The organism is Bradyrhizobium sp. FW305-F6 (genome assembly GCF_058782905.1).
Genome location: NZ_JBYSYD010000012.1, coordinates 15896 through 42716 on the forward strand (window position 1 = coordinate 15896; position 26821 = coordinate 42716).

A 26821-nucleotide genomic window follows, 5' to 3' on the forward strand; every position below is an offset into this window, starting at 1 on the left:
GTCATTTCACCTTCGCAACTCTGGCTTTCGCGGTAGCCATGGCCGACCGGTGGCATTCTGACGCCGTGGCGAGCCCGAACGCGTCCGCTTCGTGCCGCAGCGCTCCGGCTAGATGAACGGCCCACCCTTGAGCGCAAAGGGATTTGGTTAGCTGGAGAGCTTCCGCCGGTAGCGCCGCGAGTTCGTCGGCGAGCTTCATGGTCTGCCCCTCGAGTTCTCCCACTGGCGCAACGCGACGGGTGAGCCCGAGGGCGCGCGCCTCTTCTGCCCGAATGACACCGCCTGTAAGCAACACGTCGAGCGCGACCGCCGGAGTGGCCTTCGCTTGCAGCAGAAAGCTGGCGCCCCCATCTGGAACGACACCAAGCTTTACGAATGGGAAGCCCAAGCTTGCGTTCTCATCCATGACGAGAATGTCAGCAGCGAGCGCAAGCGACGCACCGCCGCCGAAGGCTGCGCCTTGGACTGCCGCGATGACGGCCTGCTTCATATTGATGATGCGCAGATGCTGAGTCTGAGCGGTGAGAATGCGATCCCGCCAGGCCATCGGCGTATCGGGCACATCGCCGAGGTCTGCGCCCGCGCAAAAGGCCGCCCCCTCTCCCCGCAGGACCACAATCCGGTCGTCGTCATTGATCTCGTCGAATCGACTCGCCAATTGTGCCCTCATCTCTACCGAGAGAGCGTTTCGCTGCTGGGGTCGATTCAGCGTGATCACGGCGACGCGACCGCGACGATGAAGCTGCACGATGTCTGATGACGACGACAATAGCGTTTCCTAATTGCGGCTTGAGTGCGAGATACGCGCCGCCTTGTACAGCTAGGTCAGCAAGAGCCATGCCATGCGCGTATCGCTCGCAAGTTTGACGATTTTTCTCGCGATGGCCGGCACAGGGTGTTCGCGGGTGACACATCGCGCGACCCCCTGTCCGCGCCACGTACACACCGCATGCGGGCCCGGTCCGGATTGGGGCACGGCTCCGGCGGCACATCGTTTGCACCGCAGATGTCTTTCAACGAAGGGAAAACGCCAGTGGATCCGAAGCAGGTTATGGTCGAGCGCGACGGCGCGGTTATGATCCTCACTCTCAACAATCCGAGTTCACGAAACTCGCTCACGTCGGAGCTCAGGGACGAACTCGGACATGCGGTCAGGGAGGCGTCCACCGACCGCTCCGTTCGCTCCGTTCTCCTCGCGGCCGCAGGTCCCTCTTTCTGCGCGGGCGGGGATTTCAAGATGCTCGAAGTCGCTTCCGATCCATGGGCCGTCCACCGCCGTTTCGCAGGTCTGAAGGATTGGCTCTTCCCGCTCATTTCGCTCAACAAGCCCATGGTCGTGGCGGTGAACGGGCATGCGGCCGGCGGTGGAATGGGACTTTCTCTATGCGGCGACGTCGTCTTCGCGTCCGAGGACGCCAAGTTCATGGCGGCTTTCTTCCGTCTCGGCGCAGTACCCGATATCGGCATGATGTACCATCTGCCCAGACTGATCGGCCTGGCGCGCGCCAAGACGTTCCTGTTCGGAAATCAGACCTGGACGGCCCAGGAAGCGTTCGCGAACGGGCTTGTCACACGGGTGTGCTCCAGTGACAAGCTCAAGGAGGAGGCGCTGGGCGAGGCGCGTCGGCTCGCGGATGGACCATCGGAAGTCATGGGGTTGGCGAAACAGCTCATGGCACGCACCTTTGAAACCGGAATGCACGACATGTTCGCATTCGAGGGCCTCGGCCAGGCGCTTGCGATGTCCAGCAGCGAGTTCAAGGAGGGTTTGCGGGCCGCCGTCGAGAAGCGGCCCGCGAACTTCGCGGCTCCCACCAGTCAGAAATAGCTTCACGCTATGTAAGATCGGAAGGGCTTACCCCCGAAAGCGGCCCTTCCGAAGTTCACTCGCCCGAGATGAGCGAACCGATCGGATCCCATCCCTCGCCGTTGAAGCGCTCCATGTGCAGATCCTTCATCGGGGCGAAGTCGGTCACACTCGTCTTGAGTCGAATACCCGGCAGGACCATCGGTAGCTGCATGTCGAGGTTCTGAGCCTGCTTCATGACGTTCTCGCGCGAGAGATCGTTTCCGCACTGCTTGAGCACCTGAACCAGCGTCTGAGCGTTGGAGTAGCCGAGAACATTGAACTCGTCCGTGATGTCTCCGGACGGATAGTACTTCTTCATCCACGCCAGCCACTCCTTGAAACCGGGGTCGTCCGCCAGGCGCGGGTCAGCCGGGTCCTTCATGTAGTGCAGGGCCATCACGCCGGTGCTCGCTTCCGCGCCGATCTGCTTGAGGACGGAGGTTGAGGCCGACACGGTGGCGAGAAGTTGCGTCGGTTTCCACCCCAGCTCGTAAGCCTTGCGGATCGCCTGAGCCGCGAACTTGGTCGTCGAAAGATTGACAAAGACGTCGGCGCCGCTCGCTTTTAATGTGATCAATTGGGAGCCGATGGTCGGTTCGGTGATGTCGTAGCTCAACTCCTTCACAATCATAGTATCAGCCTCCGCGCCCAGTTTGGCGCGCAGTCCTTTGATGTAGTCGCGGCCCAAATCGTCGTTCTGATACCGTTTATCGCGCTCGTAATTCCGGGAGCCGAACAGAATTCCTGTCGCCGATTGCTACACTTCCCATCCGACTGTTTTTGACGCGAACACATGCGCGGCGCTATAGCGGACCGGGTTCTCACTACTCCACGATAGCGAAGGCCAACCAAGCTTACTTCCAGATGGTAAACGACCAGGGAGGCGTGAACGGACGAAAGATCACGCTGATCAGCCTCGACGACGCATACAGCCCGCCAAAGACTGTCGAGCAAACGCGCAAGCTGATCGAGCAGGACGATGTGCTTCTCATCTTCGACACGTTGGGAACGGCGACCAACGCAGCAATCCAGAACTATCTGAACGGAAAGAAGGTCCGTCGCGGATGGGTCTTTCGGTCGCGGCACGGGAAATGCAACTTTCTTCTCCATAAGAAGAGCGCGGGAAGGATTGTTGCGCATGCGAAGGGCTTTCGAAGGATTCAGGGTCGTCGACGCTAGTCAGGGCGTCGCGGGACCGCACGCGGCGATGCTTTTGGCCCTGCACGGGGCGGACGTCGTCAAGATCGAACCGCCGGAAGGCGATTGGGGGCGGATCCTGGGGAGGACGATCGAGAACAACACCATTCATTTCACCGCGTTTAATCGGGGAAAACGATCGATAGCCATCGATCTCGCGAAAGAGGAAGGACGTCGCATCGCCGGCGATCTGGTCGCTACGGCCGACGTAGTGATCGAGAGCCTTCGGGCCGGGGTCGCTTCCCGCCTCGGCCTTGGCTATCCGGAAGCGAAGAAGGTCAATCCCGAAATCATCTACATGTCCGTGTCCGGTTACGGTCAAAGCGGCCCCAACCGAGAACGTCCAACCGTCGACGGCGTCATCCAGGCCTTTTCCGGCATGATGGTGATGAACGGATCCGTCGAAAAGCCGCATCGGCAGGCGATGGTCGTCATCGACACGGTCACGGGTCTCTACGGTTTCCAGGCTGTCAGCGCGGCTTTGATGCGCAAGGTGCGGTTCGGTACCGGTTCGTTCATCGACATGAGCCTGATGCAAAGCGCCGCCGCCTTCCAGGCCGCCAAGCTGATGGAGGCTCAGGCGGAAGGCCCTACTCCAGGACCGCTATATTCCCCATCAGGCATCTACGAAACGGCGGACGGCCATGTTCTCTTGAGCGCGATGCGATCGCGGAATTTCGAAGCTCTGTGCGATGCGCTCGGATGTCCGCAACTTTCGGGCGATCCGCGTTTCGGTTCCGTGGACAACAGAAACGCCAACCGCGCAGCGATGAACAAGGTCCTTCAGGAGATGCTCCGTACGCGTACCACGGCCGACTGGGTCGAGGTCCTGCTCGCCCGCGGCGTCATGGCAAGCCCGGTCAATACCTACGCCGATTGGCTCGCCGACGAACACGTGAACGCCGTCGGGGCCTACCAGACCGTCGCCTTGACGGCCTGGGATCGCTCCCAGTCGCCGCGATACCCGGCTGCCCCGGTCCCGAAATCGGGAAGAACGGGTCGATTCCGGGGCTTGGCGAACATTCGCGCGAGATCCTTGCTGCGCTCGGAAAGAGCCAGACCGAAATCCAAGCGCTCTATTCCGCGCGCGTCCTGGCTTGATCGTTTCCGTAAATACTTTCGCCTGCGAGGTCATATGGGTCCGCTGAACGGTCTGACAGTCCTGGAGTTTCCCGCGATCGGGCCCGTTCCCTTCTGTGCGATGCTGCTCGCCGACCTCGGCGCCACCGTTCTACGAATAGAACGGCCGGAAGACGCGGGTCTGGGGATTGAGCGCCCACGACGTTTCCAGATCTCGCATCGTGGCAGAAAATCCTTGAAACTCGATCTGAAACGACCGCAATCGCTCGAGTTGGTGAAGGTTTTGGTCGAGCGCAGCGACGTGCTGATCGAGGGCTTTCGCCCGGGCGTCATGGAGAGATTGGGGCTCGGTTGGGAAGTCTGTCAGCGGCTCAATCCGCGCCTGATCTATGGTCGGATGACCGGCTGGGGTCAGACGGGCCCGCTTTCGCCGTACGCCGGACACGACATCAACTATATCGCGCTGACGGGCGCTCTCAACGCGATCGGTCGGAAGGGCCAGCCGCCGACGCCGCCCCTGAACCTTTTGGGAGACTTTGGAGGTGGCTCGCTCTACCTAGCCCTCGGGATACTCAGCGCTCTATGGGAGCGGCAACGCTCCGGCCAAGGCCAGGTCGTCGATGCGGCCATCGTCGACGGCGTCCTTTCACTGCTCGGCGGACACATTGGCATGTTGGCCTCCGGGCTCGCAAAAGAAGAGCGAGGGACCAACATGCTCGACAGCGGCGGTCCGTTCTATGACGTGTACCGCTGCGCCGACGGCCGCTGGCTCGCCGTCGGCACCATTGAAGATAAGTTCTTCTCACAGTTGGCCGCCAAGGCTGGTCTCGATGCCAAGGACGCGCTTCGTCGCAAGCGCGAGGATTGGACATCATTGCGGCTCGACCTCGAGGCGGCGTTCTCGGAAAAGACAGCCGATGAATGGCGTGTCGCGTTCGACGGTACTGATTGTTGCGCGACGGTCGTCAACTCCGTCGAAGAGGCTTTCGCCGATCCCCATCTCGTCGAACGAAAATCGTTCATAGAGATCGAAGGGGTGCTTCAACCCGCTCCCGCCCCGCGTTTCAGTCGCAGCGTTACGGATACTCCGCGGTCTCCGAATGCGCCTAACACGGCCGACGAAGCATTAGCCGACTGGCTCGATCCGAGGACGATAGAGATTTTCAAGAAAAACGGATCATGGTACGACTAAAGTAGAAGGCAAAATCGCAATGCGTCATGTTCTCCGTGCATACACTACCGCGCGCTGAATCATTGTAGCGCCCTCTCTTTATGTGATTAATTGTCCTAAAGGACTACACGTCAGGGAGCCAAGGCGGGATAATGATACCGCTTGACAGCATTTCAGGCTATCGCGGCCTTCTGCTGTCGGACAGGACGAAGATCGTTCTTTCGACTGGCGTTGCGGAAGACCCCCGCCTTAAAAGTCTCGCGCTCGATCCGGATTGGATCGCCGAGGCTCGGATACGTCGCATCAATCGGCTCACTCTCGATCGCCAATCCTATATCGTTCTGGTGATGACTGTCGCGAGAGACGATCTCCTGATATTCGGCGAGCCACCCGGCGACGCCGTCATCAACTTCCTGTCGAGTGTCGACTTCGCCTGGGAAATGATGGAGCAGCTTCTCACGGATCCTTTCGAAGGCATGATCATCGTCGACGACAAGGCTCGCATTTCCTACATGTCACCCATTCACGAACGGTTCTTCGGATTGAAGCCGTGCGAGGCGCGGGACCGTCTGATAGAGGACGTCGTCGAGGGGACCAGGCTGCATAAGGTCGTGCAGTCCGGCAAGGCCGAGGTCGGCACGATGCAGCACATGCGCGGCTCGGACAGGATCGTGTCCAGGATCCCGATTCGTCGGAAGGACAGGATCCTCGGCGCGTATGGGCGGGTGATGTTCAAAGGACCCGAGCAGCTGGCCATCCTGAACGCCAGGATACGCGCGCTGGAGGGGCAGGTCGAATTCTACAAACGGGAATCGGAGACGCTGAAGTCCCAGAAATACGGGCTCGATAGCATCGTCGGCAACAGTCCCGCCGTCCAGCGCCTCCGCGCGGAAATCGTGAAGATCGCACCTCTGGAGATTCCCGTTCTGATACGCGGCGAGAGCGGGACCGGCAAGGAATTGGTCGCTCACGCGCTGCATCGGCTGAGCCCGCGAAGGGACGGACCCATGATCGCCGTCAACGCCGCGGCGATGCCTCAAACTCTGGTCGAGTCCGAGCTGTTCGGATACGAACCGGGAGCCTTTACAGGAGCCGACAAGAAGGGCCGGAAAGGAAAATTCGAGCAGGCGACCGAAGGCATCATGTTTCTCGACGAGATCGGGGACATGCCGCTCGAGGTGCAGGCGAAGCTGCTGCGCGTGCTGCAGGATAGGATCGTCGAGCGTGTCGGAGGCGACAAGCCACGCCAGCTCGATTTCAGATTGATCTCCGCGACAAACCGGGACCTTCAGTCCTTGGTTGAAGCCGGCAAGTTCCGGCTGGACCTGTTCTACCGGATATCACCCATCGTGATCCAATTGCCTCCGCTTAGGGAACGCATCGAGGATATCCCGCTGCTCTCCTCGAAGTTCCTCGAGAGCATCGCCTACCGCCATGCTCGCCCAGTGCCGTCGATCGACGACGAGGCCCTGACTGCGTTGATGGAAAGACCTTGGCCCGGCAATATTCGGCAGCTTCAGCACGAAATCGAACGCGCCTTTGCGTTCTGCGATGGCACCGCCATCAAAGTCGAGGATCTTACCGAGCCGAAGATTGAGCCTCAGGCCGCATCGCGGCCGACCATGATGGCCGAGACCGCTCCACCTATTGCGGCCGACGGACTCCGGGCGATGTTGGACAAGGTGGAAACTCAGGGAATCCGCGACGCTCTGGTCCGTTACAAGGGCAATAAGAAGAAGGCCGCCGAAAGTCTCGGCATTTCGAGATCCTACCTGTACCGAAAATTGTCCGAAATGAACGACTCGGAGGTCTGAGCCGCCGCGCCGACGTGGAGCTGGTTGAGCGTCACGTGATCCTGTTGTAGATGCCCTGCCCGGTCGCGACCAATTGCCCGCTCGGAAAGCTCTCCGCGACGATCGATGAGAAGTACGTTCTGCGCCCTGCTTCGAGATCCGGCCTGTTGCGCGGATCACGGTGTCACCGGCCTCCGAACGCCCGACGAAGCTGCACGTCAATGAAAGGGTGACCGCTTTCGGAGGAGCGTCTTCGTCCGGAGCCGCAATGGCCCAGAGTCCGGCGGTGTCGAGCATCGCCATGAGCACGCCGCCATGAATTCCGCCGTGCCGGTTGAGGTGCTCGGGGCCGATCTGGATTTCGAACGATGCCTCGCCGGCGCTCGTTCGCGTTCGGTGCATCCCGAGCACGTCTCCGAAATCGAAGCCTTCCGGGAAGATCTCGCCGATCGCGTCCTTTAGCCTGGACGGAACCATACTAGCGTCCAGCTCTTTCGGGGGCGCGAGCGGCATCATCGATCGCGCCTCCTGCTCATGTTCTTCGAGACGACGGCGCGCCGCGGCGGCGCATAAGCCGGCGTGCCGTAGGTCTCAAACAACGCCTGCGTCGTGTCGTAGTGGTTCTCCAAGCCCCCGCGTATGATGCGCTCCAACGGGCCGTCCGGATAACCCAGGCCGAGCTTGCACGTCAGATCCATGTCGGCCTGCGTCGCGAGACCTTCATCGAGGAAACGCAGCGCCGCGTTGTACTTCGGGATCACCAGCCTGTTGACGATACGCCCGATCTGATCCGACGACACCACCACTTCCAGTCCGGCCTCTTTGAAGACTTTGGCAGCGGCGGCGACGGCAGCATCCGAGGCGGACGCCGGCCGCACCAGTTCGACGAGTTTCGAGGGCGCGTCGTCGCCGTTCCGATAGCGGGCAAAACCTAACGCATTCGTGACGGCGGGATCCTCTCCGATGTGCTCCGCGAGGCTCTCGTCGCCGAGTTCGACCAGGATTGCGGCCTTTCCGGGATCGGCGACGAAGGGCGTGCCACAGTGGACGATGACGTCGGCATCCCGATCAGTCGCTCCGGCGAGGAACTTGTCGCCTTCGGCAAAAGATCTGCTCGGCCCGTCCTGGATAATCGCATAGGTCATGGGCTCAGGCTCCATACATCGCGTTGCCTTCGTAGTCGAAAAAGCCCTTTCCGGACTTGCGCCCGAGCAGGCCCGCGGCCACCATGCGCCGCAGCAAGGGCGGAGTCGCAGCTCGCGGATCCAGCGTGATCGGATAGAAAGCCTCGCAAAGCCTCACCTGCGTATCGAGTCCGATGAGATCGATGAGTTCGAGGGGCCCCATCTTGTATCCGAGCCCGGCCTTTATCGCCTTGTCGATGTCCGCTGCGCTCGCCACCCCCGCCTCCAGCGCCCGGATCGCGTCGTTGTTGAAGGGCACCAGGAGCGCATTCAGAATGAAGCCCGGCTTGTCCTGTGTTCTGACCGGTATTTGGCTGCAGGCTTTCGTCCACGCCCAAGCCGATTCGAACGTCTCTTCCGACGTCAGAATGCCCGGCGACATCTCGATCAACTTCATCAGTTGCGCAGGAAGGCAGAAATGCATCCCGACCACGCGTGTCGGCACCTTCGATCCTGACGCGATCTCCGTGATCGAGAGTGTCGAGGTGTTGGAAGCGAATATCGTGTCTTCGGAGCATACCGCGTCGAGGCGATCAAGCAACTTTTGTTTCGTCGCGAGGTCCTCGAACACCGCCTCTATGACGAGATCACAATCTTCCAGAGCGGAAATATCTGTAGTCCGTGACATCGCGCCGACTATGGCGTCGCGTTTCGACGCCTCCAGCTTGCCGCGTTCGACCGACTTATCGAGAAACGCGGCCGACTGCTTTGCGCTCCTTTCGAGAGCGTCCTCCTTCATGTCATAGGAAATGGTTCGAAAGCCCGCGCGCGCCGCGACCAGCGCGATGCCGGCCCCCATGGTCCCCGCAGCGCCGCAGACACCCACCGTCTTTATTGTTCTCGTCATTTCCCTGCGAAACTCCTGCCGATAAGCTGTCGGTGCACCTGATTGGTACCCTCCCAAATCTGCGTGATCTTGGCGTCGCGCATCAGTCGTTCGACGCGGTAGTCGCGGCAATAGCCGTACCCACCGAACATCTGCACGGCCTCGGTCGAAGCACGCATCGCGAGGTCCGACGCGCGCATCTTGGCCATGGATGCCTGGACGCGGAAGTCCTTCGCGCCCGAATCGATGAGGCCCGCCAGATGATCCAGCCAACAATCGGACATCGCGAGATCGGTCGCGAGATCCGCCAGCATGAACTGGTTGGCCTGGAAGTCCACGATGCGGCGACCCGATTGCTTGCGCTCGTTCATGTAGGCCGTCATATCGTTGAAGGCAGCCATCGCGATTCCCATCGCGTGCGCGGCGATGCTCGGGCGGGAGCGGTTCAATGACGCCAGCAAGATCCGAAGACCGTCGCCCGGTTCTCCGATCAGGTTCGCGCGCGGCACACGGACGTCATCGAAGCGCAGCGCGGCAGTCGACGACCCGCGGTGGCCCATCTTGTCTTCCAGGCGGAGGACTTCGAAACCGGGAGCCCCCTTCTCGAGCACCAACACCGAGATGGCTTTCTTCGGTTCGTCGATCCCTGCGAATTTGCCGAACAGAAGAATGCGGTCTGCGACATCGCCGTTGGTGATGAAGAGCTTCGAGCCATCGATCACGATTTGGTCGCCGTCTGGAGTAAATCTCGTCTTCATACCCGTCGCATCGGATCCGGCGGATTCTTCCGTGATGGCCAGAGACGCCAATCCGCCTTCGGCGATACGCGGCAGCAGACGGGCCTTCTGCTCGGTCGTTCCGAACTCGATCAGCGGCTTCATCGCATGGAAGTTCGTAGCATAGATGATGCCGGTCGCGGCACAGGCTGCGGAGATGCGCCTGACGATCGCAAGGTACAAACGGAATGAGGTGGGCGCTCCGCCGAATTCCTCCGGCACGAATACTCCGTTCAGGCCGAGCCCGTTGATTGCCTTGACGTTGGTCCACGGAAATTCGCCGCTCGCGTCGACATGTTCCGCGTTCGGTGCTATCACCTCATCACAAAGCCGGTCGACTTGCGACAGGATGAGCTTGTCATCGTCGCTCCAGTTGCGGCTGCGCTCCAGTTCGTCGAAGATGGACATCTAATGGTTCGCTCCCTGGCAGCCGTCGATGTAGATTGTCTCGCCCGTCAGGAACGCGATGTTCTCCGCATAGAGCGCGCCGACGAGGCGCGCGACTTCGTCGGGAGATCCGGCCCGACCGACCGGCACGCGGCGTTTCAGCCACGCCCGGACCTTGTCGCTCGCGAGAAAATCACGGTTCAGATCGGTCTCGATGTAGCCGGGCGCGACGTCAAGCACGCGAATGCCGTCGCGCGCCCACTCCGCAGCCAGACAGCGGGTGATGGCGCCGACCGCGGCCTTGGACGCGCAATAGGCGAGGTTATCGATCACCGCGAGCTTGTCGAAGAAGGAACCTATGTTAACGATCAGGGAATCGCCCGCAAGCTTCAGATGCGGATAGCTTTCTCGGCAGGCGACCATGACGGCCGATGCGTTCAGCCGCATCGTGGCTTCGAAATCCGACAGCGAGAGCTCGACGGTCCGCTTTGCCTCATGGGCGCCGGCGTTGTTGACTAGGCCGATGACCGGTCCCTCCAACGCGATCTTCGCGATCGCTCCCGAGATCGCGCTTTCGCTCGTCATGTCGCAGGCATAGCCAGTGCCGGCGGCGGTAGCTCCACTCCGGGAAAGACCGGCGACCGCAAAGCCCCTGCGATCAAGTTCGAGCGCGATGGATCTGCCTATGCCTCGGCTCGCGCCGGTAACGATAATCTGCCCCTTACGCATCCTTAAACTCCGGCCTCCGCTTCTCGATGAACGCAGACATGCCCTCGTTGGCATCAGCCGTGGCATATGCCAGCGTCGAGAGGTCAGCCTCGATCTTCAGTCCTTCGTGGACAGGAACATCCAGCGCGCGGGAAACCGCTTCTCGCGCAAACCCCTGCGCCAATAGACTGAAGGATGAGAATTCGTGAGCGAACGACAGCGCGGCGTCGACCACGTCGCCCTCGACGATCCTGTGCAATAGTCCGACGCGCAACGCCTCCTCTGCTCCGACCGTCCGACCGAGCATGATCATCTCCATCGCTCGCGCTTCGCCGATCAGTCTCGGAAGCCGCTGCGTCCCTCCATATCCCGGAATGAGACCGAGTTTGATCTCCGGAAGTCCCAGTTTCACACTCGGCGTCCCGATCCGGAACGTGCAGGCCAACGCGAGCTCCAAGCCACCGCCAAACGCGAAGCCATTGATTGCGGCCACGGACGCAAAAGGCAGCCTGTCAAGTTTCGCGAAGGCCGCCTGGCCGAGCTCCGCCCCACGCTTGCACTCGATCAGCGACCGGTCGCCCAGTTCCTTGATGTCGGCGCCGGCGCAGAACGCCTTTTCGCCGGCACCGGTGACGATCAGTGTGCGCACCTTCCAGGTGCCCACCTCTTTCAGAGCGTCCGATATCTCCTGCAGCACACCGAACGAGAGCGCGTTCAGCGCCTCCGGGCGGTTCAGACGCAGCAACGCACAATCGTCCAATTTCGCGAGTTCGACCGCCATGAGCTAATTCCCGAACTTGCGGGTATCCGGCTTTCGCTTTTCGGCAAACGACGCCGACAGCTCGTGGCTTTCGTCGGTCTCCAGGTACGGCCGCAACAGGAGATCGTGAGAGATGCGTGCCAGGCCGGATACTCCGCCGTGCCGGGCGTTGAACGCGCCCTTGATCGACGCCAGAGCAAAGGGGCCACGCTCGGCGATCTCCATCGCGAATTTGCGTGTTTCTTCCTTGAGCTTGTCATCCGGAACGACCTTGTTTATCAGTCCGATCTCGAGCGCCTCCGCCGCCGAGATCTTCGGATTGCGGAACCACATCTCCTTCGCCTTCTTTTTCCCGACGAGATCCTCGAGATACCAGGTACCGTAACCAGCATCGAACGAACCCATCATGGGGCCGACCTGGCGGAAAACAGCGCTTTCCTTGGCGATCGTGAGATCGCAGACGACCTGGAGGACGTTTCCGCCGCCGACGGCGAAGCCGTTGACGCTCGCGACCACCGGCTTCTGCAACCGATCGATGGACTCGTACATTTCCAGGGTCGGTAGCACCCCGGCATACAGCATGGTCTTCTCCATGCCTTCCTTGCGACCGCCGATGCAGAAGAACTTGTCGCCGGCTCCCGTCAGGACGATGACCCGAGTTCGTGTTTCGCGGCGGATCGCGTTGATGCAATCGCGAATTTCGTGGCACATGTCGACCGTGAACATGTTGCCGTCCTGAGGTCGATTGAGCGTGATCGTGCCGATCGGGCCGTCTTCTTCGTAAAGGATAGTGCTGAAAGACATTGCGTTCCTTTCCGTTTGTTCTTGGGTTGATCAGCGTCGGCTATTGCGAGCCGGCATTCGAATCGTCCGTCGTCAGGCGAATGAGCCCACGAGCGATGAAGGATTGTTTTGGACCGTGTGCATTGCCTTCATCCGTCCATCACGACGACCGCTTTGCCGCGGATCTCGCCCTTTTCGATCAGTTCGAGCGCCCTCGGCAGCTCCGCGAACGAAAACTCCTTCATGATGTACGGCTTCACGGCGCCAAGCCTCCACAATCTGAAGATCTCGTGTTGCACCGCCGCTATTCGGTCCGGGGCCCGATCGCGATAATCGCTCCACTGCAGACCAGCTATCGAGATGTTCTTGACCAGCAGGTAGTTGACCTTGACCGTCGGAATGTCTCCAGCGGCGAAGCCGACGACGACAAGCCGTCCGCACCAGGCCATCGTGCGCAGCGCCGCGCCCAGAAAATCGCCTCCGAGCGGATCGATCACCACGTCGACGCCTCTGTTCTCGGTCGCCGCGAGAACCTGAGCGCGCAGCTGCTCCCTCTGGCTCGGCAACGACAGATCGACGACGTGATCGGCGCCATTTTCCTTCACCAGCGCCGCTTCGTCCGCGCTGCGGACCGCAGCGACCGTCGTCGCTCCCATGGCCTTTGCAAGTTGTACGGCCGCCAGGCCTATGCCGCCAGCCGCGCCACCGACGAGCACATGTTCCCCTGGCTTCAGTTGAGCTCGATCGACAAGAGCGAGATAGGCCGTCTGATAGACCAACCCCATCGCCGCCGCCGCAACGAAGGACATTCCGTCGGGGAGCCCGAATGCCTGTTGTTCGGCCGCCAGCGCCTGCTCGGCGAAGCCACCATACTCCACGTGACAGAGCACGCGATCGCCACGAGCATAGCGAGTTACACCTTCGCCGACATCTAGAACGACGCCGGCGAAGTCCTTGCCGGGCGAGAAAGGCCGCTTGGGCAGCACCTGATATTTGCCGGCAATCACCAGCGTGTCCGGAAAATTGATTCCCGCGGCGCGGATACCCACGCGGATCTGTCCGTCTCCAGGAATGAGATCCGCGACGTCGCTGCACCGTAAACTGGACGGTGGACCATGCTCTAATACCTGAAAAGCTCGCATAAGGCTTGCCTACCCAGCCAATTGTTCGTCATTGTCCGCGCCCAGACGCGGTGAAGGCACTACGTTCGACCCGCGAAATTGCGGGCTTATCGGCACCGGAAGCGCCGGAATCGATCGACCGCCGGCCGAAATCTCTCGTGCGAGCAAGCCGCGGGCTTCGACATGAGGGTCAGCCACCGCATCCTTCAAACTGGCGACGATGGAGCAGCATACGTCCTTGCCCTCGAAGATGGCCCTCCAATCGGCCGCGGTTTTCGTCGCGACGATGCGGCCGACCGCGTCGATCGCCTCACGTGGGTTGGCATCCGACGCGCGCATCTCGGGCGGGAGGCCGATCGCCGAACAGAAGTTTTCCCAGAACTTGTCTTCGATGGGAGCAGCCGCAAGAAAACGATCGTCCGAAGTTCGATAGATTTGGTACCGAGGACTGCCACCGGTCACCAACGCGTCGCCACCGGCGGGCCATTGGTCGGCCGCAAAGCCATTGCCCAAGCCCCAGTACGCCAAGCTCAGCAGATTTTCTCCCATCGAAACGTCAAGATACGCGCCCTCGCCCGTCTTCTCGCGCCTGTGCAGCGCCAGCAGGATGTTCGTTACTGCCGGGTAGGCGCCGCCGGCGAGATCGGCGATCAGCACCGGCGGGATCACCGGCGCGCCGTTCGCGCCCGCGCTCAGGCCGAGGATACCCGACTCGGCGAGATAATTGAGGTCGTGTGCCGCCATCATCGCCTTCGGACCGGTTTGCCCCCATCCGCTGATCGCGCAATAGATCAGATGCGGATTGATGGTCTTGAGCGCTTCGTACCCCAAGCCCAGGCGGTCCATCACCCCGGGGCGAAACTGCTCGATCAAGACGTCAGCCTCGGCGACGAGCGGACGCAAGCGTTCGAGCGCGTCGGGGGCCTTGAGATCGATAGCGACGCTGCGCTTACCCGCGTTGAGCAATGCGAAGTTGACGCTGTCGTCGCCGAACTTCGGCAGGTAGCTCCGCATCTCGTCTCCGCGACCGGGTCGTTCGATCTTTACGACATGCGCACCCGCCTCGGCCAAGATCAGGCTCGCGAACGGACCCGGAAGCAACGTGCTGAAATCGACAACTCGGATACCTTCGAGGGGACGCATGTTGTTAAGGTTCCCTGCTTGAAACCGATCACGCCGTGCGCGCAGCGACCGTGGCCCGGATGGGCTGGGGCTGCAGTTGATTGCGCTGTACTTGGAGAATTAGCTCGCGCTTCATAATCTTTCCGCTCGCGGTCAACGGAAACTCTTCGACCCGCAGGAAGTATTCCGGCATGTCGTATTTCGAGAGACCTTCACGACGGAAGTGATCCATCAGATCCTTCGGTTCAACCAGACCTGATACTGCGATGCAAACGCGCTCGCCCAAACGATCGTCCGGAACAGGGAAGGCGGCAACGCGACCCACGGCCGGATGGCGGAGAGCAATCGCCTCTATGTGCGACGGATAGATGTTGTGGCCGCCCCGGATGATCAGGTCCTTCAGTCTCCCTTCGATCCGGAGGTTGCCGCTGGCGTCCATGACGCCAAGATCGCCGGACAAGAACCAGCCGCTGCTGTTGAAACTACCTTCCGTCACGGTCTGGTTGCCAAGATAACCCAGCATGAGCGCGGCACCTCGGCCGCCGATGTGCCCTAGCTCGCCAGGTCGCACTTCCTTATCGGGGTCGGCCGGATCGAACAACTTCACCTCGTACGATTTGCCGCCACGCCCACAGGTATTCACGATGATCTCCGCGGAGTCGCCGGGATGGGTGTACTGATGCGAGGAGCTTTCGGTCATGCCGTAAACATTCTGCGGTGTGATGCCCTGGCTAACGAATGCGGCTGCCACACTCGGCGGAATGGGAGCGCCGGCCATGTAGAAGGTTTTGACGGAGCCGAGTCTCTCGAGGCCGGCCTCCCGCTGTTCGGCGAGAATGTCCATCGCGTGCGTGGGCACGCCGAGGATATAATCGGCGCGTGTCGTCTCGATCCAATCGAGGCGGCTCATGCCGGGCGGCGGATCGGCGGTCACGAACCGTCCGCCAGCCAACAGCCACTGCGCCACCCCTACCCACGCGATGTGGTGCGACAGAGGCGAGAGGGAAAGCAGCACCGTACCGGGGCCTCGTTTCCAATCCTCGACCAGGTCCCGCGCGTTCGCGAGCAGGGTATTGTCCGAGTGCATGACGCATTTCGGTGCGCCGGTCGTCCCGGACGTGAACGCAAGGTACGACACTTTGTCGGGATCGGTGCACGGCGGAGTATTGTTGCTCGCCGGCGCGGGAAAGGTTTCGGGCGTGTAGACGACCTTCAGGCTGCTAATTCGGACGAGAACGGAATCGAAATCCGCCGTAGCGCGATCGGTCCCCCAACCATCTTCAGTCAGAAGCGCTCTCGCCGAAAGCGTCCTGATCAATTCACCTACTTCCGCACAAGTGTAGGTCTTGTGAACAGACGGATTGCAGGCAATGCCTTCGCGAGCGCAAGCCAGGAACGTGACGATGGCCTCGGCGCGGTTCGAGAGCCAGATCATCACCCGGTCGCCTCCGACCAGGCCATATTCGCGCAGGTTGACGGCGACCCCATCGGTCCAATTCTTGAGTTCGCTCCACGTCAGCGTTCGGCGCGCGTCCTGCAACGCGGCAGAATTGGGTCGCTCGGCTGCATGATGGCTCAGCAGGTCGTAAAAGGTGTCCTGGCGCCATGCGCCGGAGCCGTAGAAGCACTTTGCGTCTGCAGGGCGATGGAGGGTCAGGTACGGTTTCATCCCAATCTCGCTAAGCGGCGTTCGTTGAACGAATTTGGAGGTGGCTGACCAATTCATCAGCAACACCTGTGCCATCCCGACACCTCTAGTGCCGGGATGGCGAAGGGCATGTTTTCTCGATTGTCTTGGGAATGATCTTCAGGCGATACCCCCAGCGCAGGCCTGCGACTCCCGCAACCGTCCTCGTCGTATCCACGTTGTCCTCGGCGAAGACACATCGGAATGCTGCCCGCACACACAGCCGTCGGCAGCCGCTTCCTCGGTCTATTTCTTGATGAGCGGGCATTCGCTTTCGGACAGCGGTCGATAGGCCTCGTCTGCCGGGATGGTCGCTACGACCTTCATGAGATCCCACTCGCTCTTGGATTCGGATGGTTTCTTAGCCTGAAGCAGGTACATGTCGCGCATCATCCGCCCATCGTCGCGGATGCTGCCGTGCTTGGTCATGAAATCTTCCACCGGGAGCTTTTTCATCGCGGCCACAACCGCCTTGGCGTCATCAGTGCCGGCCTCCCTCACTCCCTTAAGATAATGGAGCGCAGCGCTGTAAATTCCAGCCTGAAAGGATGTCGGAGGCTTGCCGTGACGTTCCGCGAACCGCTTGGAGAACGCTCGCGTCTCTTCGTTTTGGTCCCAATAGAAAGCTTCGGTGAACAACAGACCCTGGGCCGCTTCCAACCCTAGCGAGTGGATGTCGGTCAACAGAACCAGCATGCCGGCCATCTTCTGCCCGCCAGCGATGATCCCGAAATCCGCCGCGCCCTTGATCGCGTTGATCGTATCGGATCCCGCATTGGCTAGGCCGATCACCTGGGCCTTCGAGGACTGAGCTTGCAGGAGAAATGAAGAAAAATCAGATGAGTTCAACGGAACGCGCACCGCGCCGAGCACCTTGCCTCCTTTCTTCTTGACGACCGCCGCCGTATCGGCCTCCAACGCATGTCCGAAGGCATAATCTGCCGTGAGGAAAAACCAGCTATCCCCGCCTCCGTTCGCTATGACCGCGTTGGCCGTGCCGTTCGCCAAAGCATAGGTGTCATAAACCCAATGCATTCCGAGCGGGGAGCACGATTTCCCCGTGAGAGCGGTCGACCCTGCCGACGTGGTAATCGAAATCTTCTTTTTCTCTTGCGTGATGCCTTGGACCGCGAGGGCAACCGCCGAATTGCCCAGCCCCATGATCACGTCTACATTCTCCACGTCGTACCAACGTCTGGCGATCGCAAGGCCCACATCCGCCTTGTTCTGAAGGTCGGCGGACACGACATCAATCGGCTTTCCGTTCACCTGACCACCGAAGTCTTCGACCGCCATCTTGACCGCCACGACGTCGCCCGGTCCCTGAATGTCCGCGTACGGGCCCGACATATCGTCCATCACGCCGATCTTGACGACACCGTCGGAAATCTGAGCGTGCGCCGGCGATGCCAAACAGAGGACTAGACTGGTCACCAGGACACAGATGCGACGTCTATTCATTCCATCCTCATTCTAGCTCGATATTCCACCCTACCTTTAGCAAAGAGAATGCCAGCGCCGGGAGGCCCAAGATTTTGAAGTCGCGGGGTGGCCAGCCTAACGAAAAGTGACCGCGCGAAGGACAAATGTCTTCTAAGACAACACTCAGAGACTGTCGGCCGGGTGAGGAAATATCGCGGGGTTGCCCCACCAATGCGTGCGGTAAGCCCTCTCACGCTCAGGATATGGATCGAAAGAGCCAGGTTCGCACAACTTGCGATCCCGGCAAGTCTAGCTCCAGCGGTTGGCTCTATTGTTGCCGGCGCAAGTCCTCCGGGAATGTCCGAAATTCTGTGTAAGCGATTTCTGTGAAGGTTGAAGTTGGTGTTTAAGGCATTGAAGATTGGCATCAACCGCATGGCGGACAATTCTGCTTGGCCGGACCGAGCGGTCAAGCCGCGCAGCGGCGCGCCGCAGGAGCTTGACGGCCAAGGTTCGGACCAAGCGATCATCGTCGGCGCCGTGATGTCGATTGTGCTCATCAGCGGGCGGTTCCTGGAAACCGAGCGCCAAAGTGGATGGCGAACTGGCCCATTGCGGCGGTCCACTCGACCGGCCGCCGCCAATGAACGCCGGCGTTCCTGATGGCGAGGAACATCAGTTTGAGCGCCGCCTCGTCGGGTCGGGAAGCTGGCGGGGGTCTTGATGATCTTGCGCAGCGAACGATGCAGCGCCTCGACCGCATTGGTCGTGTAGATCATCTTGCGGATGCTTGGAGCGAAGGCGAAGAATGGCACCACATGCTCCACGCATTGCGCCAGATCTGGCCGATTGCGGGATAGCGCTTGCCCCATTCGGCCTCGAACTCCGCAAGCCTGAGCGCCGCCGCGTCGGCGCTCTCGGCCCGATAGATCGTCTTGATCGAGGGCAGGATCGCCTTACGGTCCTTCCAGGAGACGAAGGCAAGGCTGTTGCGGATCAGGTGCACGATGCAGTCTGCACCAGGGTCTGCGGGTAGACCGAGGTGATCGCTTCCGGAAAGCCCTTCAGCCCGTCGACCACGGCGATCAGGATGTCGTTGACGCCACGTGTCTTGAGTTCGTTGACGACCCGCAACCAGAACTTGGCGCCTTCGGTCTGCTCGATCCAGAGCCCGAGCACGTCCTTCTCGCCGTCGCTGTTGTAGGCCAGCGCGGCGTAACTGCCTTGTTCTTGACCAGGCCCTAGTCACGAATTTTGACCCGCATCGCATCGAAGAACACGATCGCGTAGACGCGTCGAGCGGCCGGCTCTGCCATTCCCGAACCTCATCGAGGACGGCGTCGGTCACCCGGCTGATCATATCGGGCGAGACCTCGGTGCCGTAGAGCTCGGCCAGGTGGCCTTGGATCTCCCGCACCGTCATGCCGCGGGCGTAGAGGCTTAGGATCTTGTCGTCGAAGCCATCAAACCGGGTCTGCCCCTTGGTGACGAACTGCGGCTCGAAGCTGCCTGCTCGGTCAGCTCCGCGCCGAGCGCACGCTCAATCAAGGCCTTCTTGAGCTGTTTGAACAGCCCGTTCTCGCCAGTCAGGTCCTCTGGCTTGCTGTAGTTCGCCAGAAGCTGGTCAAGCAGTTCAGGAGTGATCGTCGAATCAGTCCTCATGTGAGTCTCCCCTCAAAGGTAAACTCACATACTTATACATCCTTCTGGACACCCTCGCGACTTGCTCGGCAAGGTGAGGCTGGCCGAAACAGGTCGCAGCCAACTTGGGCCACCTTAACTTTTCTTGCGTCGAAGCTTTTCGATCAGTCTGCGCTGCTCCTCGATGTCCTCGCTTTGGCTCTTCTTTGTTGGCCATTATTAGTCGCCCGAACGATCTGCCCGCACTGGGACTTGAATCCCGCAGGTAGACGTCTTTAGGTTCCAACCCGCTCCAACAGATCGTGCCCCGTTGCGTGGTGTAGCTGGCGGCGGGAGACCGCGTTCACCGGCAAGAGCCGGGGCAGGTCAGCTGGCGATCGCCGGAAGGCTGACGGTGGGATCATCGCTCAATGGCGCGATGGTTTCCAGCGTCATGTAGCGGGCGCGCTGGACGGCCCATTCATCGTTTTGCTCGAGCAGGATCGCGATGAGGCGAACGATGGCATCTTCATTGGGGAAGATGCCGACGACCTCGGTCCGGCGCTTAATCTCGCCGTTCAGGCGTTCGATCGGATTGGTCGAGCGGGAAGGTCATGTAGGCTAGCACATCGGTCTCGGCCTCGTCCAGGAAGCCGGCAAGCTTGGGCAGCTTGGGACGGAGCTGGTCAGCGACCTTGCGCCACTGCATGCGAGCGGGCCTCGGCATCGTCCTGGGCGAACGCGGTGGCGATGAAGGCGGAGACGACGCGCCGGCCGCTCTTGCCGGCATGGGCCAGTGCGTTGCGCATGAAGTGGACGTGGCACCGCTGGCCAACTGGCATTGAGCACCTTGGCGACGGTGGCCTTGATACCCTCATGGGCTTCGGAGACAACCAACTTGACACCACTCAAGCCGCGGCGGCGAGCTTGCGCAGGAACGCCGTCCAGAACGTCTCGGCCTCGGACGGGCCAATGTCCATGCCGAGAACTTCGCGCCGGCCGTCGCTGTTGACGCCGACCGCGACGATGACTGCGACCGACACGATGCGGCCATTCTGGCGCACCTTCACGTAGGTAGCATCGATCCACAGATACGGCCAGTCACCCTCGATCGGACGGGCGAGGAACGCCTTCACCTTGTGGTCGATCTTCGCACAGAGCGGGCTTACCTGGCTCTTGGAGATGCCACTCATCCCCATCGCCTGCACCAGATCGTCGACCGAGCGGGTCGAAACGCCTTGCACATAGGCTTCCTGGACCACGGCGGTGAGCGCCTTCTCTGCCATCCGGCGCGGCTCCAGGAAACCCGGGAAGTAGGAGCCCTTGCCCAGCTTGGGGATGCGAAGCTCGACGGTGCCGGCCCGGGTTTCCCAGATCCGGTCGCGGGGTAGCCGTTGCGCTGGGCCAGACGCTCGGGGTTCTTCTCGCCGTAGGCTGCACCGGCCTGGCCTTCGACTTCCAGCTCCATCAGCCGCTGGGCGGCAAAGCCGATCATTTCGCGCAAGAGATCGGCATCAGGGGTCTTCTCCACGAGCGTGGCGAGGTTGGCGTTGCGCCGGCCGACAATCTCGTCGACAAAAGCCCGGTAGTCATCGAGACTGGCGAAGTCGCGCGTGCCCCGCAGCAGCAGCGCATCCTCCAGGGCTAGCTTGAAATGAGATGCCTGCATTGTTGCGCGTTGGCGCCACGCCGTAATGGCCCATCAGTCCGGCGTAGCGCTGTGTCAGATCCTCCCGCGCATCGGCCGCCAGATTGCGGAACGCCGCCGACAGGCTGTCGATGCGATGCTCCCGCGGCACGCCGCCGAGCGCCCACAGGGCGTTCTGCAGGCCCTCGGCCAGGGCGACGAAGCTTTCGCCGCCGAGTACGACATGGGCATGCTCGAAGCCGGACAACGCCAGCCGGAAGTGATAGAGCCAAGCCTCACTCGCGATGGTGATGCCGAGCGCGCTCGTGCCGGTGAAGTCGGACAAACCCAGGCGGCCGGGCTCGTGCTCCTGGCGGAAGATCACGTCCTGTTCGGGGCCGTTGAGCCCCGCCAGGCATTGATGCGCCGCTCCAGCGTGCGTCGGATGTTGGGGGCTAGGTCGGGATGCCGTCGGCGCAGCTCGTCCAGCACGCCGATCACGCGGATGCCGGGCGCAGCCTTCAGGATCGGGACGATCTCGGTCTCCCAATAAGGCGCGAGCGGATCGGACCGGCGCCGGCCCCGCGGCGTCTTCTTCTGCGATGGCAGGCGCGAGTCGCCCTCGATCCGATAGGCACTCGCTTTCGGGAACCCCGCCTTGGCCGTGGACGAGTTGCTGACAGTGAGCGAGCGCTACAGAGGAAGCAGTCGGCCTGACAAGAAGAGGATCATCGACGAGTTTGCCGCTGCGGCAGGTTATCACCGGAAGCACGCGATGCGCGTATTGCGTGCTGGTCCGGCCCAAAGCAAGCGTAGGCATCACGGCCGTCACGGCGTATCTACGGAGAAGCCGAGCGCGGGGCGCTGATTGTGCTTTGGGAGGCGTCGGACCGAGTATGCGGCAAGCGCTTGAAGGCGATCATACCGACACTGATCGAGGCGATGGAGCGCCACGGCCATCTGGCGCTCACCGCCGAAGTACGTACATCTCTCTTGTGGATGAGCGCGGCCACGATTGATCGAGGGCTGCGGCCCCAGCGCGAGCAGTGCAGCCCAAAGCGTAGGCGAGCGGGTGCCATCTCAACGATTCGCCGCTCGATCCCTGTGCGCACATTCTCGGACTGGCGCGATCCACCTCCTGGATACGTGGAAGCGGATCTTTTCGCACATTCTGGTCCGGTGACGCGTGGGTCTTTCGTGCAGACGCTGGTGATCACGGATATCGCATCGGGCTGGACTGAGCTGGCGCCGCTCGTGGTTCGCGAGCAGACCGTGCTGGTGGATGTACTTCGCGAGGTCCGCCGTAGGCTTCCATTCCCGTTGCTGGGCTTCGACACCGACAACGATACAGTGTTCATCAACGAGACAGTACGTGACTACTGCGCGACGGAGAAGATCGAGTTCACGCGATGTCGGCCGTATCGTAAGAACGATCAGGCGCACGTTGAGCAGAAGAACGGCGACATCGTTCGGCGAATGGTCGGATATCGCCGATACGAAGGGGTCGCGGCAGCCGAGCAACTGGCGAAGCTCTACGCGCCGGCTCGACTGTTCGTGAATGCCTTCCAGCCGTGCTTCAAGCTCGCTGAGAAGACGCGCAACGGTGCCCAGGTGAAGAAGCGCTATCACAAGCCGCTGACGCCGTGCGACCGACTGCTGACTGATGGTCGTGTGGACGCCGTATCGCGCCAGCGCATCGCCGAGCTTCGTGCCGATCTCGATCCGGTCCGGCTATTGGCCGAGATACGCAGCGCACAACGAGCACTTCTCCGCTCGCGGACGCGGCGGACAACGCGTCGATCGCGGCCTCGAGGTCGGAGCCGACGGTGCCGCTCGACAGCTTCGTCGCCGGGCTGCGCACCGCCTGGCAAGGTGGGGAGATTCGTCCGACATCTCAGCCGAAGCTGAAAGCAAAGCGCGGCCGGCGCCGTCTCGACCCTCTCGTCGCGGTGACCAATGATCTGCATTCCTGGTTCGACGCCGATCCGTCCTTGTCCGGTCGTCAGTTGCTCGACCGATTGCAGGCCGAGTACCCCGGAGAATATCCGGACGGGCTTGTACGCACAGTGCAACGGCGCCTAAAGATCTGGCGTAGCGCCATGGCACATGAACTCGTGTTCGGGCGAGATCTGGGAGCCTCCGAAGCTACTCTCGCAGACGCACAGCGTCCGGAGCCAACATCAGCCGCAGGTTTGCAAACCTAAAGTCCATCCGGATGGACCGAGCGTGGCGTCGTGCTCGTCACCGTCAAGGTGTGGCCTGTCGACTTCGGCCCCAGCCTCCAGGTCGATCCGACGGCCAACCTTGACGGCGCCTGCGCGCGCCGCCATCGGGCTGCCATGCCGGAAAGGACAATTGCGCGATGCGCGGCATCGCCTCACTTGACAGGAATAAACGAAAATAGGCTCGGGAACAAACTTGGGTGAGGCAATACGAAGTCTCACCTTGATCGCCGCCGCGCAAAAGACGCCACGGGTGGCCGGCTTCAGATCGGAATACCTGGCCGGCTTCGAATTGGAACGCATGGCCGGCTGCGTTGGAATCCGCAACCATGCGCCGATGGGGCCTGGCGGTCGGCCCTCAAGTGCTCAGGCAGGTTCATGATCGGGTCGTGAAGCTTGCCCATGAGAACGGCGTCATCGCGAGACGGCGGATGCGCGTGGACACGATCGTCGTGGAGACCAACATCCACTATCCGACCGACAGCACGCTGCTGGGGGACGGAGTGTGGGGTGTTAACCCGGACCATGAAGAAGATCACGGGGATCGTCGGCGCGGCCGGAACCAAGCTGCATGACCGCAGCCGGAGCGTGAAGCTGCAGTCTGTTCGAGATCGCGCGAATAGCGCGCGCCAAGGTCCCGCTCAACCGGGACCGGCTGCAGCGGCGGTATCGTCGCTTGCTCGATACGACGAGCCGGGTCGCAGGACAGGCGAAGCGGTTCTCGGCGGAGATATCGCAAGGCGTAAAGCGATCGGCGGATGTTCTGCAGCAATCGCGCTGGAGGGCCTGCGCGCGGAGCTTGAGGAGATGGTGCCGCTGGTGCGGCAGGTGATGCGTCAGACCCGGGCGCGCCTCTTCCATGGCGACACCCATGTCGAGGGCAAGATTCTGAACGTGTTCGAGCCGTCGACCGAGGTCATCCGCAAGGGCAAGGCCGGCAAGCCCAACGAGTTCGGCAAGATGATCAAGCTGCAAGAAGCCGAAAACCAGATCATCGTCGACTATGAAATCTACGCACATTCAGACGCTCGATCGTCCTCCCAGAAACGCTTCGATGAAGGTCTGATCCGAAAGCAGCGCCGCGCCCGTGCCTTGCTTGACGACACAACCCAGGGAAAGAACGCATGCCTGGTCGGCAATGCGTAACGCCGCGTGCGCATTCTGCTCAACCAGAAGAATGCCTAGCCCGTGGGCGTCGCGCAGCTTAACGATGAGCTTGAATATCTCCGCGACGACGATGGGAGCCAGGCCCATCGAGGGCTCGTCCAGCATCAATAGCTTCGGATCTGCGATCAAGGCTCTACCGATCGCGAGCATCTGCTGCTCACCGCCCGACATCGTGCCCGCAGCCTGCGAGCGTCGTTCGATCAACCTCGGAAAGAGCTCGTAGACCCATTTCATCCGCTCCAGCACTCGCTCTCGGTCTAGGCCGTACCCGCCGAGCATCAGGTTTTCCTCGACGGCGAGTTCGGCGAAGATCCTTCTCCCCTCCGGCACGTGTCTTATCCCGGCACGAGCGATGACTGCCGGCGCCCTACCGAGAATAGAGTGTCCGCGGCAGAGAATGTCGCCGTCGCTGGGGCGGATGAAACCGGAGATAGTGTTCAGTAGCGTCGATTTCCCTGCGCCGTTCGCTCCGACGAGCGCCAGGATTTCGCCTTCTCGCACCGAGAGCGAAACGCCGTGCAATACTTCGACCGATCCATATCCCGCCCGCAGGCCGTCGACCTCCATGAGGGCCGTCATGCGACTTCCTCGACTATCCCGAGATATGCCGCGATTACATCCTTATCGGCCTTGATGGTTTCTGGCGCTCCTTCGGCCAGCTTTCGCCCGAAGTTCAGCACGACGATGTGGGACGAAATCGACATCACCATTCCCATATCGTGTTCCACTAGCAGGACGGCACGGCCATCGGCGGCGATGCTCACGAGGAGTGAAGCGAGTTCATCCGCCTCGCTCCGGTTGAGCCCTGCTGCCGGTTCGTCGAGCAGCAGAAGTTTCGGGTCTTGCGCGAGTGCGCGCGCGATTTCGACCCGGCGCTGATGGCCGTACGGCAGATCGGCCGCAGGCCGCCCCCACCATTCCTCGGAGACCCCTACCCGCGCGAGGCATGTGCCGGCGCGTTCGGCAAGTTCTTCGTTGTCGGCCATGACAAGCCATGGGCGGAGTAGAGAACCCAGCAGGCCATGCTTTCCGAAGCGATAGGCGCCCGCCATGACGTTCATCAGAACGCTCATGCCCTGGGCCATCTGCGGCGTTTGGTAGGTGCGGGCGATTCCGGCCCTAGCACGCATATATGCGGGCGTTCCCGCAAGATCGCGTCCATCGAGGCGTATCGTTCCTCGGTCGGCCGGGAGAACACCCGTGAGGAGGTTGATCAATGTCGTTTTTCCGGCCCCGTTCGGACCGATCAAGGCAGTCACCTCGCCGCGCGCCATGAAAAACGACACGTCTGCAACGGCGTGGACACCGCCGAAGCTTTTGGAAACGCCAGCGATTTCAAGGGTCGCTTGGAGCGTCATGCCGACTTCCGCCGGAACGTGAAAACGCGGAATAAGGTCTCGCCCAAGCCGTTCGGCGCGAACAACATGATCAAGATCATCGCGACCCCATAGACCACTTGCTTGGCTTGATCAAATCCTTCGAGGAGGTTCGGCAGGACTATGATAGCGAAGGAGCCGAACATGGCTCCCCAGATCGTGGACAATGAGCCGACGATCACCATCATTAGAAGCTCAATGGAAAGACCGACGCCGAAGGCGGAAGCATTGAACGAGCGGAGATAGAGCGCCAGGAGCCCTCCAGACAAGCCAGCGAGCGAGGCGGAAACGGCGAAAATCATGGACTTCGCCCGCGCCGTGTTCATGCCTATGCATTCGGCGACGAGCTCCGACGATCGCAGGATCATCAATCCCCGTCCGAACCGACCGTCGACGATACTGGCTGCTATCGCTGCGGCAAGGCAGAGCGCGAAAATCGACAGCCAGAAGACCACGCGCTCGTGGGCGAGACCCGCGAAGGCCATGCTCGGCAGATCGACGATCCCCGGATCGAGCCCGCCGGTCACATCGCGCACCTGTGCTGCTACCACGTAGAAGACCGCACCCAGCGCTAACGTACCGAGAGCGAGGTTATGTCCCGACAATCTCAGGATTGGACGAGCGATCAAAAATCCGAGGATGCCGGGTAGTACGACCGCTGCGGCCAGCGCGAACACGACAGGCAATCCCAGCCGCTGTAGACAGAACGCTACGGTGTAGGCACCGATCCCAACGAAGGCTCCGTGTCCGAGCGATACTTGGCCGGCGTAGCCGACAAGCAAAGTCAGCCCGACGGCCGCAACCGAATGAATCATCGACAAGATGATGACCGAACGGTGAAATTGGCTCGATACGCAGAATTCGACGAGTGCGAGTAAAGCGGCTACCAACGCCAAAATCTGCCAGTCGCGACGCAGCCTCGAAGTCTTGTGCAGTGTCATCG

23 protein-coding genes and 7 pseudogenes are annotated in these 26821 nt (G+C 61.3%); 8 read left to right on the forward strand and 22 right to left on the reverse strand.

What is annotated here, in order from left to right:
• Position 1: 1 nt before the first annotated feature.
• Positions 2 to 769 (reverse strand): enoyl-CoA hydratase/isomerase family protein, encoded by a 768-nt coding sequence (locus AC3WLX_RS34965; RefSeq protein WP_028139122.1) that lies wholly within the window; start codon positions 767 to 769, stop codon positions 2 to 4.
• Between the two features lie 264 nt (positions 770 to 1033).
• Here AC3WLX_RS34965 and AC3WLX_RS34970 point away from each other — a divergent pair, with 264 nt between their 5' ends.
• The gene (locus AC3WLX_RS34970) at positions 1034 to 1828 is read left to right on the forward strand and encodes an enoyl-CoA hydratase/isomerase family protein (RefSeq protein WP_028139121.1); all 795 of its coding nucleotides are present in this window, start codon (positions 1034 to 1036) and stop codon (positions 1826 to 1828) included.
• 55 nt (positions 1829 to 1883) lie between these two features.
• Here AC3WLX_RS34970 and AC3WLX_RS34975 read toward each other — a convergent pair whose 3' ends face one another.
• Entirely contained in the window at positions 1884 to 2591 is a 708-nt protein-coding gene (locus AC3WLX_RS34975) for an ABC transporter substrate-binding protein (RefSeq protein WP_080654981.1), read from the reverse strand.
• Between the two features lie 62 nt (positions 2592 to 2653).
• Between AC3WLX_RS34975 and AC3WLX_RS34980 the strand changes: the two are divergent.
• Positions 2654 to 2905, forward strand: a pseudogene (locus AC3WLX_RS34980) (ABC transporter substrate-binding protein); the annotation flags it as partial.
• 82 nt (positions 2906 to 2987) lie between these two features.
• Complete coding sequence (locus AC3WLX_RS34985; protein WP_080654979.1) at positions 2988 to 5318, forward strand: CaiB/BaiF CoA transferase family protein; 2331 nt, start codon at positions 2988 to 2990, stop codon at positions 5316 to 5318.
• 152 nt (positions 5319 to 5470) lie between these two features.
• Here the strand turns inward: AC3WLX_RS34985 and AC3WLX_RS34990 are convergent, their stop codons facing one another.
• Positions 5471 to 5626 (reverse strand): hypothetical protein, encoded by a 156-nt coding sequence (locus AC3WLX_RS34990; RefSeq protein WP_245269629.1) that lies wholly within the window; start codon positions 5624 to 5626, stop codon positions 5471 to 5473.
• A 147-nt stretch (positions 5627 to 5773) separates the two neighbouring features.
• Here AC3WLX_RS34990 and AC3WLX_RS34995 point away from each other — a divergent pair, with 147 nt between their 5' ends.
• Positions 5774 to 7111, forward strand: coding sequence for a sigma-54 interaction domain-containing protein (locus tag AC3WLX_RS34995; protein ID WP_245269628.1), 1338 nt, complete (start codon positions 5774 to 5776; stop codon positions 7109 to 7111).
• 177 nt (positions 7112 to 7288) lie between these two features.
• Here AC3WLX_RS34995 and AC3WLX_RS35000 read toward each other — a convergent pair.
• A pseudogene (locus AC3WLX_RS35000) lies at positions 7289 to 7450 on the reverse strand (PaaI family thioesterase); the annotation flags it as partial.
• On the opposite strand from AC3WLX_RS35000, the gene AC3WLX_RS35005 reads away from it, so the two are divergent.
• Entirely contained in the window at positions 7406 to 7552 is a 147-nt protein-coding gene (locus AC3WLX_RS35005) for a hypothetical protein (protein WP_245265961.1), read from the forward strand. The pseudogene AC3WLX_RS35000 and the gene AC3WLX_RS35005 overlap by 45 nt on opposite strands.
• Before the next feature lie 50 nt (positions 7553 to 7602).
• Here the strand turns inward: AC3WLX_RS35005 and AC3WLX_RS35010 are convergent, their stop codons facing one another.
• From AC3WLX_RS35010 to AC3WLX_RS35055, 10 genes are all read right to left on the reverse strand, one after another.
• A complete protein-coding gene (locus tag AC3WLX_RS35010; RefSeq protein WP_024342787.1) occupies positions 7603 to 8235 on the reverse strand; it encodes a 3-hydroxyacyl-CoA dehydrogenase family protein in 633 nt (210 codons plus the stop codon).
• A gap of 4 nt (positions 8236 to 8239) precedes the next feature.
• Complete coding sequence (locus tag AC3WLX_RS35015; RefSeq protein ID WP_024342786.1) at positions 8240 to 9121, reverse strand: 3-hydroxyacyl-CoA dehydrogenase family protein; 882 nt, start codon at positions 9119 to 9121, stop codon at positions 8240 to 8242.
• Positions 9118 to 10284, reverse strand: coding sequence for an acyl-CoA dehydrogenase family protein (locus tag AC3WLX_RS35020; protein WP_024342785.1), 1167 nt, complete (start codon positions 10282 to 10284; stop codon positions 9118 to 9120). Before AC3WLX_RS35020 ends, AC3WLX_RS35015 begins: the two co-directional genes overlap by 4 nt.
• Positions 10285 to 10992 carry an SDR family NAD(P)-dependent oxidoreductase gene (locus AC3WLX_RS35025; RefSeq protein WP_024342784.1) on the reverse strand — a complete coding sequence of 236 codons (708 nt, stop codon included), beginning with the start codon at positions 10990 to 10992 and terminating at the stop codon, positions 10285 to 10287.
• Positions 10985 to 11752, reverse strand: coding sequence for an enoyl-CoA hydratase/isomerase family protein (locus AC3WLX_RS35030; RefSeq protein WP_024342783.1), 768 nt, complete (start codon positions 11750 to 11752; stop codon positions 10985 to 10987). Before AC3WLX_RS35030 ends, AC3WLX_RS35025 begins: the two co-directional genes overlap by 8 nt.
• Positions 11753 to 11755: 3 nt before the next feature.
• Positions 11756 to 12535 carry an enoyl-CoA hydratase-related protein gene (locus AC3WLX_RS35035; RefSeq protein WP_024342782.1) on the reverse strand — a complete coding sequence of 260 codons (780 nt, stop codon included), beginning with the start codon at positions 12533 to 12535 and terminating at the stop codon, positions 11756 to 11758.
• A 128-nt stretch (positions 12536 to 12663) separates the two neighbouring features.
• Positions 12664 to 13656 (reverse strand): NADPH:quinone oxidoreductase family protein, encoded by a 993-nt coding sequence (locus AC3WLX_RS35040; RefSeq protein WP_024342781.1) that lies wholly within the window; start codon positions 13654 to 13656, stop codon positions 12664 to 12666.
• A 9-nt stretch (positions 13657 to 13665) separates the two neighbouring features.
• On the reverse strand, positions 13666 to 14778 hold the full coding sequence (locus AC3WLX_RS35045) for a CaiB/BaiF CoA transferase family protein (protein WP_024342780.1): 1113 nt from the start codon (positions 14776 to 14778) through the stop codon (positions 13666 to 13668).
• 28 nt (positions 14779 to 14806) lie between these two features.
• Positions 14807 to 16501: a class I adenylate-forming enzyme family protein gene (locus tag AC3WLX_RS35050; RefSeq protein ID WP_245265959.1), complete on the reverse strand. Its 1695-nt coding sequence runs from the start codon at positions 16499 to 16501 to the stop codon at positions 14807 to 14809.
• Between the two features lie 189 nt (positions 16502 to 16690).
• Positions 16691 to 17905: an ABC transporter substrate-binding protein gene (locus AC3WLX_RS35055; RefSeq protein WP_024342778.1), complete on the reverse strand. Its 1215-nt coding sequence runs from the start codon at positions 17903 to 17905 to the stop codon at positions 16691 to 16693.
• 360 nt (positions 17906 to 18265) lie between these two features.
• Here AC3WLX_RS35055 and AC3WLX_RS35060 point away from each other — a divergent pair, with 360 nt between their 5' ends.
• Positions 18266 to 18529 (forward strand): hypothetical protein, encoded by a 264-nt coding sequence (locus AC3WLX_RS35060; RefSeq protein ID WP_196232426.1) that lies wholly within the window; start codon positions 18266 to 18268, stop codon positions 18527 to 18529.
• Here AC3WLX_RS35060 and AC3WLX_RS35065 read toward each other — a convergent pair.
• The 5 genes and pseudogenes from AC3WLX_RS35065 to AC3WLX_RS35085 form a co-directional block, all read right to left on the reverse strand.
• Positions 18426 to 19528: pseudogene (locus AC3WLX_RS35065) on the reverse strand (IS256 family transposase). The gene AC3WLX_RS35060 and the pseudogene AC3WLX_RS35065 sit on opposite strands and share 104 nt — an antisense overlap.
• 345 nt (positions 19529 to 19873) lie before the next feature.
• Entirely contained in the window at positions 19874 to 20077 is a 204-nt protein-coding gene (locus tag AC3WLX_RS35070) for a transposase (protein WP_366864308.1), read from the reverse strand.
• A complete protein-coding gene (locus tag AC3WLX_RS35075) occupies positions 20052 to 20195 on the reverse strand; it encodes a hypothetical protein (RefSeq protein WP_283805292.1) in 144 nt (47 codons plus the stop codon). The genes AC3WLX_RS35070 and AC3WLX_RS35075 overlap by 26 nt, the downstream gene beginning before the upstream one ends.
• A pseudogene (locus AC3WLX_RS35080) lies at positions 20173 to 20862 on the reverse strand (IS256 family transposase). The gene AC3WLX_RS35075 and the pseudogene AC3WLX_RS35080 overlap by 23 nt, the downstream one beginning before the upstream one ends.
• A gap of 170 nt (positions 20863 to 21032) precedes the next feature.
• Positions 21033 to 21782 (reverse strand): annotated as a pseudogene (locus tag AC3WLX_RS35085) (IS21 family transposase); the annotation flags it as partial.
• Between AC3WLX_RS35085 and AC3WLX_RS35090 the strand changes: the two are divergent.
• Both AC3WLX_RS35090 and AC3WLX_RS35095 read left to right on the forward strand, forming a co-directional pair.
• Positions 21772 to 23317 (forward strand): annotated as a pseudogene (locus tag AC3WLX_RS35090) (integrase catalytic domain-containing protein). The pseudogenes AC3WLX_RS35085 and AC3WLX_RS35090 sit on opposite strands and share 11 nt — an antisense overlap.
• Positions 23318 to 23652: 335 nt before the next feature.
• A pseudogene (locus AC3WLX_RS35095) lies at positions 23653 to 24349 on the forward strand (ISNCY-like element ISBva1 family transposase); the annotation flags it as partial.
• Between the two features lie 6 nt (positions 24350 to 24355).
• Here the strand turns inward: AC3WLX_RS35095 and AC3WLX_RS35100 are convergent.
• From AC3WLX_RS35100 to AC3WLX_RS35110, 3 genes are read right to left on the reverse strand one after another with little or no spacing between them, the layout of a single operon-like run.
• A complete protein-coding gene (locus tag AC3WLX_RS35100) occupies positions 24356 to 25081 on the reverse strand; it encodes an ABC transporter ATP-binding protein (protein WP_028139116.1) in 726 nt (241 codons plus the stop codon).
• Positions 25078 to 25860: an ABC transporter ATP-binding protein gene (locus AC3WLX_RS35105; protein WP_024342770.1), complete on the reverse strand. Its 783-nt coding sequence runs from the start codon at positions 25858 to 25860 to the stop codon at positions 25078 to 25080. The genes AC3WLX_RS35100 and AC3WLX_RS35105 overlap by 4 nt, the downstream gene beginning before the upstream one ends.
• On the reverse strand, positions 25857 to 26819 hold the full coding sequence (locus AC3WLX_RS35110; protein ID WP_024342769.1) for a branched-chain amino acid ABC transporter permease: 963 nt from the start codon (positions 26817 to 26819) through the stop codon (positions 25857 to 25859). The genes AC3WLX_RS35105 and AC3WLX_RS35110 overlap by 4 nt, the downstream gene beginning before the upstream one ends.
• Positions 26820 to 26821 lie beyond the last annotated feature (2 nt).

Bases quoted from the DNA above. Each gene is read 5' to 3' on its own strand.
- AC3WLX_RS34985 (WP_080654979.1), top strand. From the start codon at position 2,988: ATGCGAAGGGCTTTCGAAGGATTCAGGGTCGTCGACGCTAGTCAGGGC.
- AC3WLX_RS34995 (WP_245269628.1), top strand. From the start codon at position 5,774: ATGATCATCGTCGACGACAAGGCTCGCATTTCCTACATGTCACCCATT.
- AC3WLX_RS35005 (WP_245265961.1), top strand. From the start codon at position 7,406: ATGAATTCCGCCGTGCCGGTTGAGGTGCTCGGGGCCGATCTGGATTTC.
- AC3WLX_RS35010 (WP_024342787.1), bottom strand. From the start codon at position 8,235: ATGACCTATGCGATTATCCAGGACGGGCCGAGCAGATCTTTTGCCGAA.
- AC3WLX_RS35015 (WP_024342786.1), bottom strand. From the start codon at position 9,121: ATGACGAGAACAATAAAGACGGTGGGTGTCTGCGGCGCTGCGGGGACC.
- AC3WLX_RS35020 (WP_024342785.1), bottom strand. From the start codon at position 10,284: ATGTCCATCTTCGACGAACTGGAGCGCAGCCGCAACTGGAGCGACGAT.
- AC3WLX_RS35025 (WP_024342784.1), bottom strand. From the start codon at position 10,992: ATGCGTAAGGGGCAGATTATCGTTACCGGCGCGAGCCGAGGCATAGGC.
- AC3WLX_RS35030 (WP_024342783.1), bottom strand. From the start codon at position 11,752: ATGGCGGTCGAACTCGCGAAATTGGACGATTGTGCGTTGCTGCGTCTG.
- AC3WLX_RS35035 (WP_024342782.1), bottom strand. From the start codon at position 12,535: ATGTCTTTCAGCACTATCCTTTACGAAGAAGACGGCCCGATCGGCACG.
- AC3WLX_RS35040 (WP_024342781.1), bottom strand. From the start codon at position 13,656: ATGCGAGCTTTTCAGGTATTAGAGCATGGTCCACCGTCCAGTTTACGG.
- AC3WLX_RS35045 (WP_024342780.1), bottom strand. From the start codon at position 14,778: ATGCGTCCCCTCGAAGGTATCCGAGTTGTCGATTTCAGCACGTTGCTT.
- AC3WLX_RS35050 (WP_245265959.1), bottom strand. From the start codon at position 16,501: ATGGCACAGGTGTTGCTGATGAATTGGTCAGCCACCTCCAAATTCGTT.
- AC3WLX_RS35055 (WP_024342778.1), bottom strand. From the start codon at position 17,905: ATGAATAGACGTCGCATCTGTGTCCTGGTGACCAGTCTAGTCCTCTGT.
- AC3WLX_RS35075 (WP_283805292.1), bottom strand. From the start codon at position 20,195: ATGCAGTGGCGCAAGGTCGCTGACCAGCTCCGTCCCAAGCTGCCCAAG.
- AC3WLX_RS35100 (WP_028139116.1), bottom strand. From the start codon at position 25,081: ATGACGGCCCTCATGGAGGTCGACGGCCTGCGGGCGGGATATGGATCG.
- AC3WLX_RS35105 (WP_024342770.1), bottom strand. From the start codon at position 25,860: ATGACGCTCCAAGCGACCCTTGAAATCGCTGGCGTTTCCAAAAGCTTC.
- AC3WLX_RS35110 (WP_024342769.1), bottom strand. From the start codon at position 26,819: ATGACACTGCACAAGACTTCGAGGCTGCGTCGCGACTGGCAGATTTTG.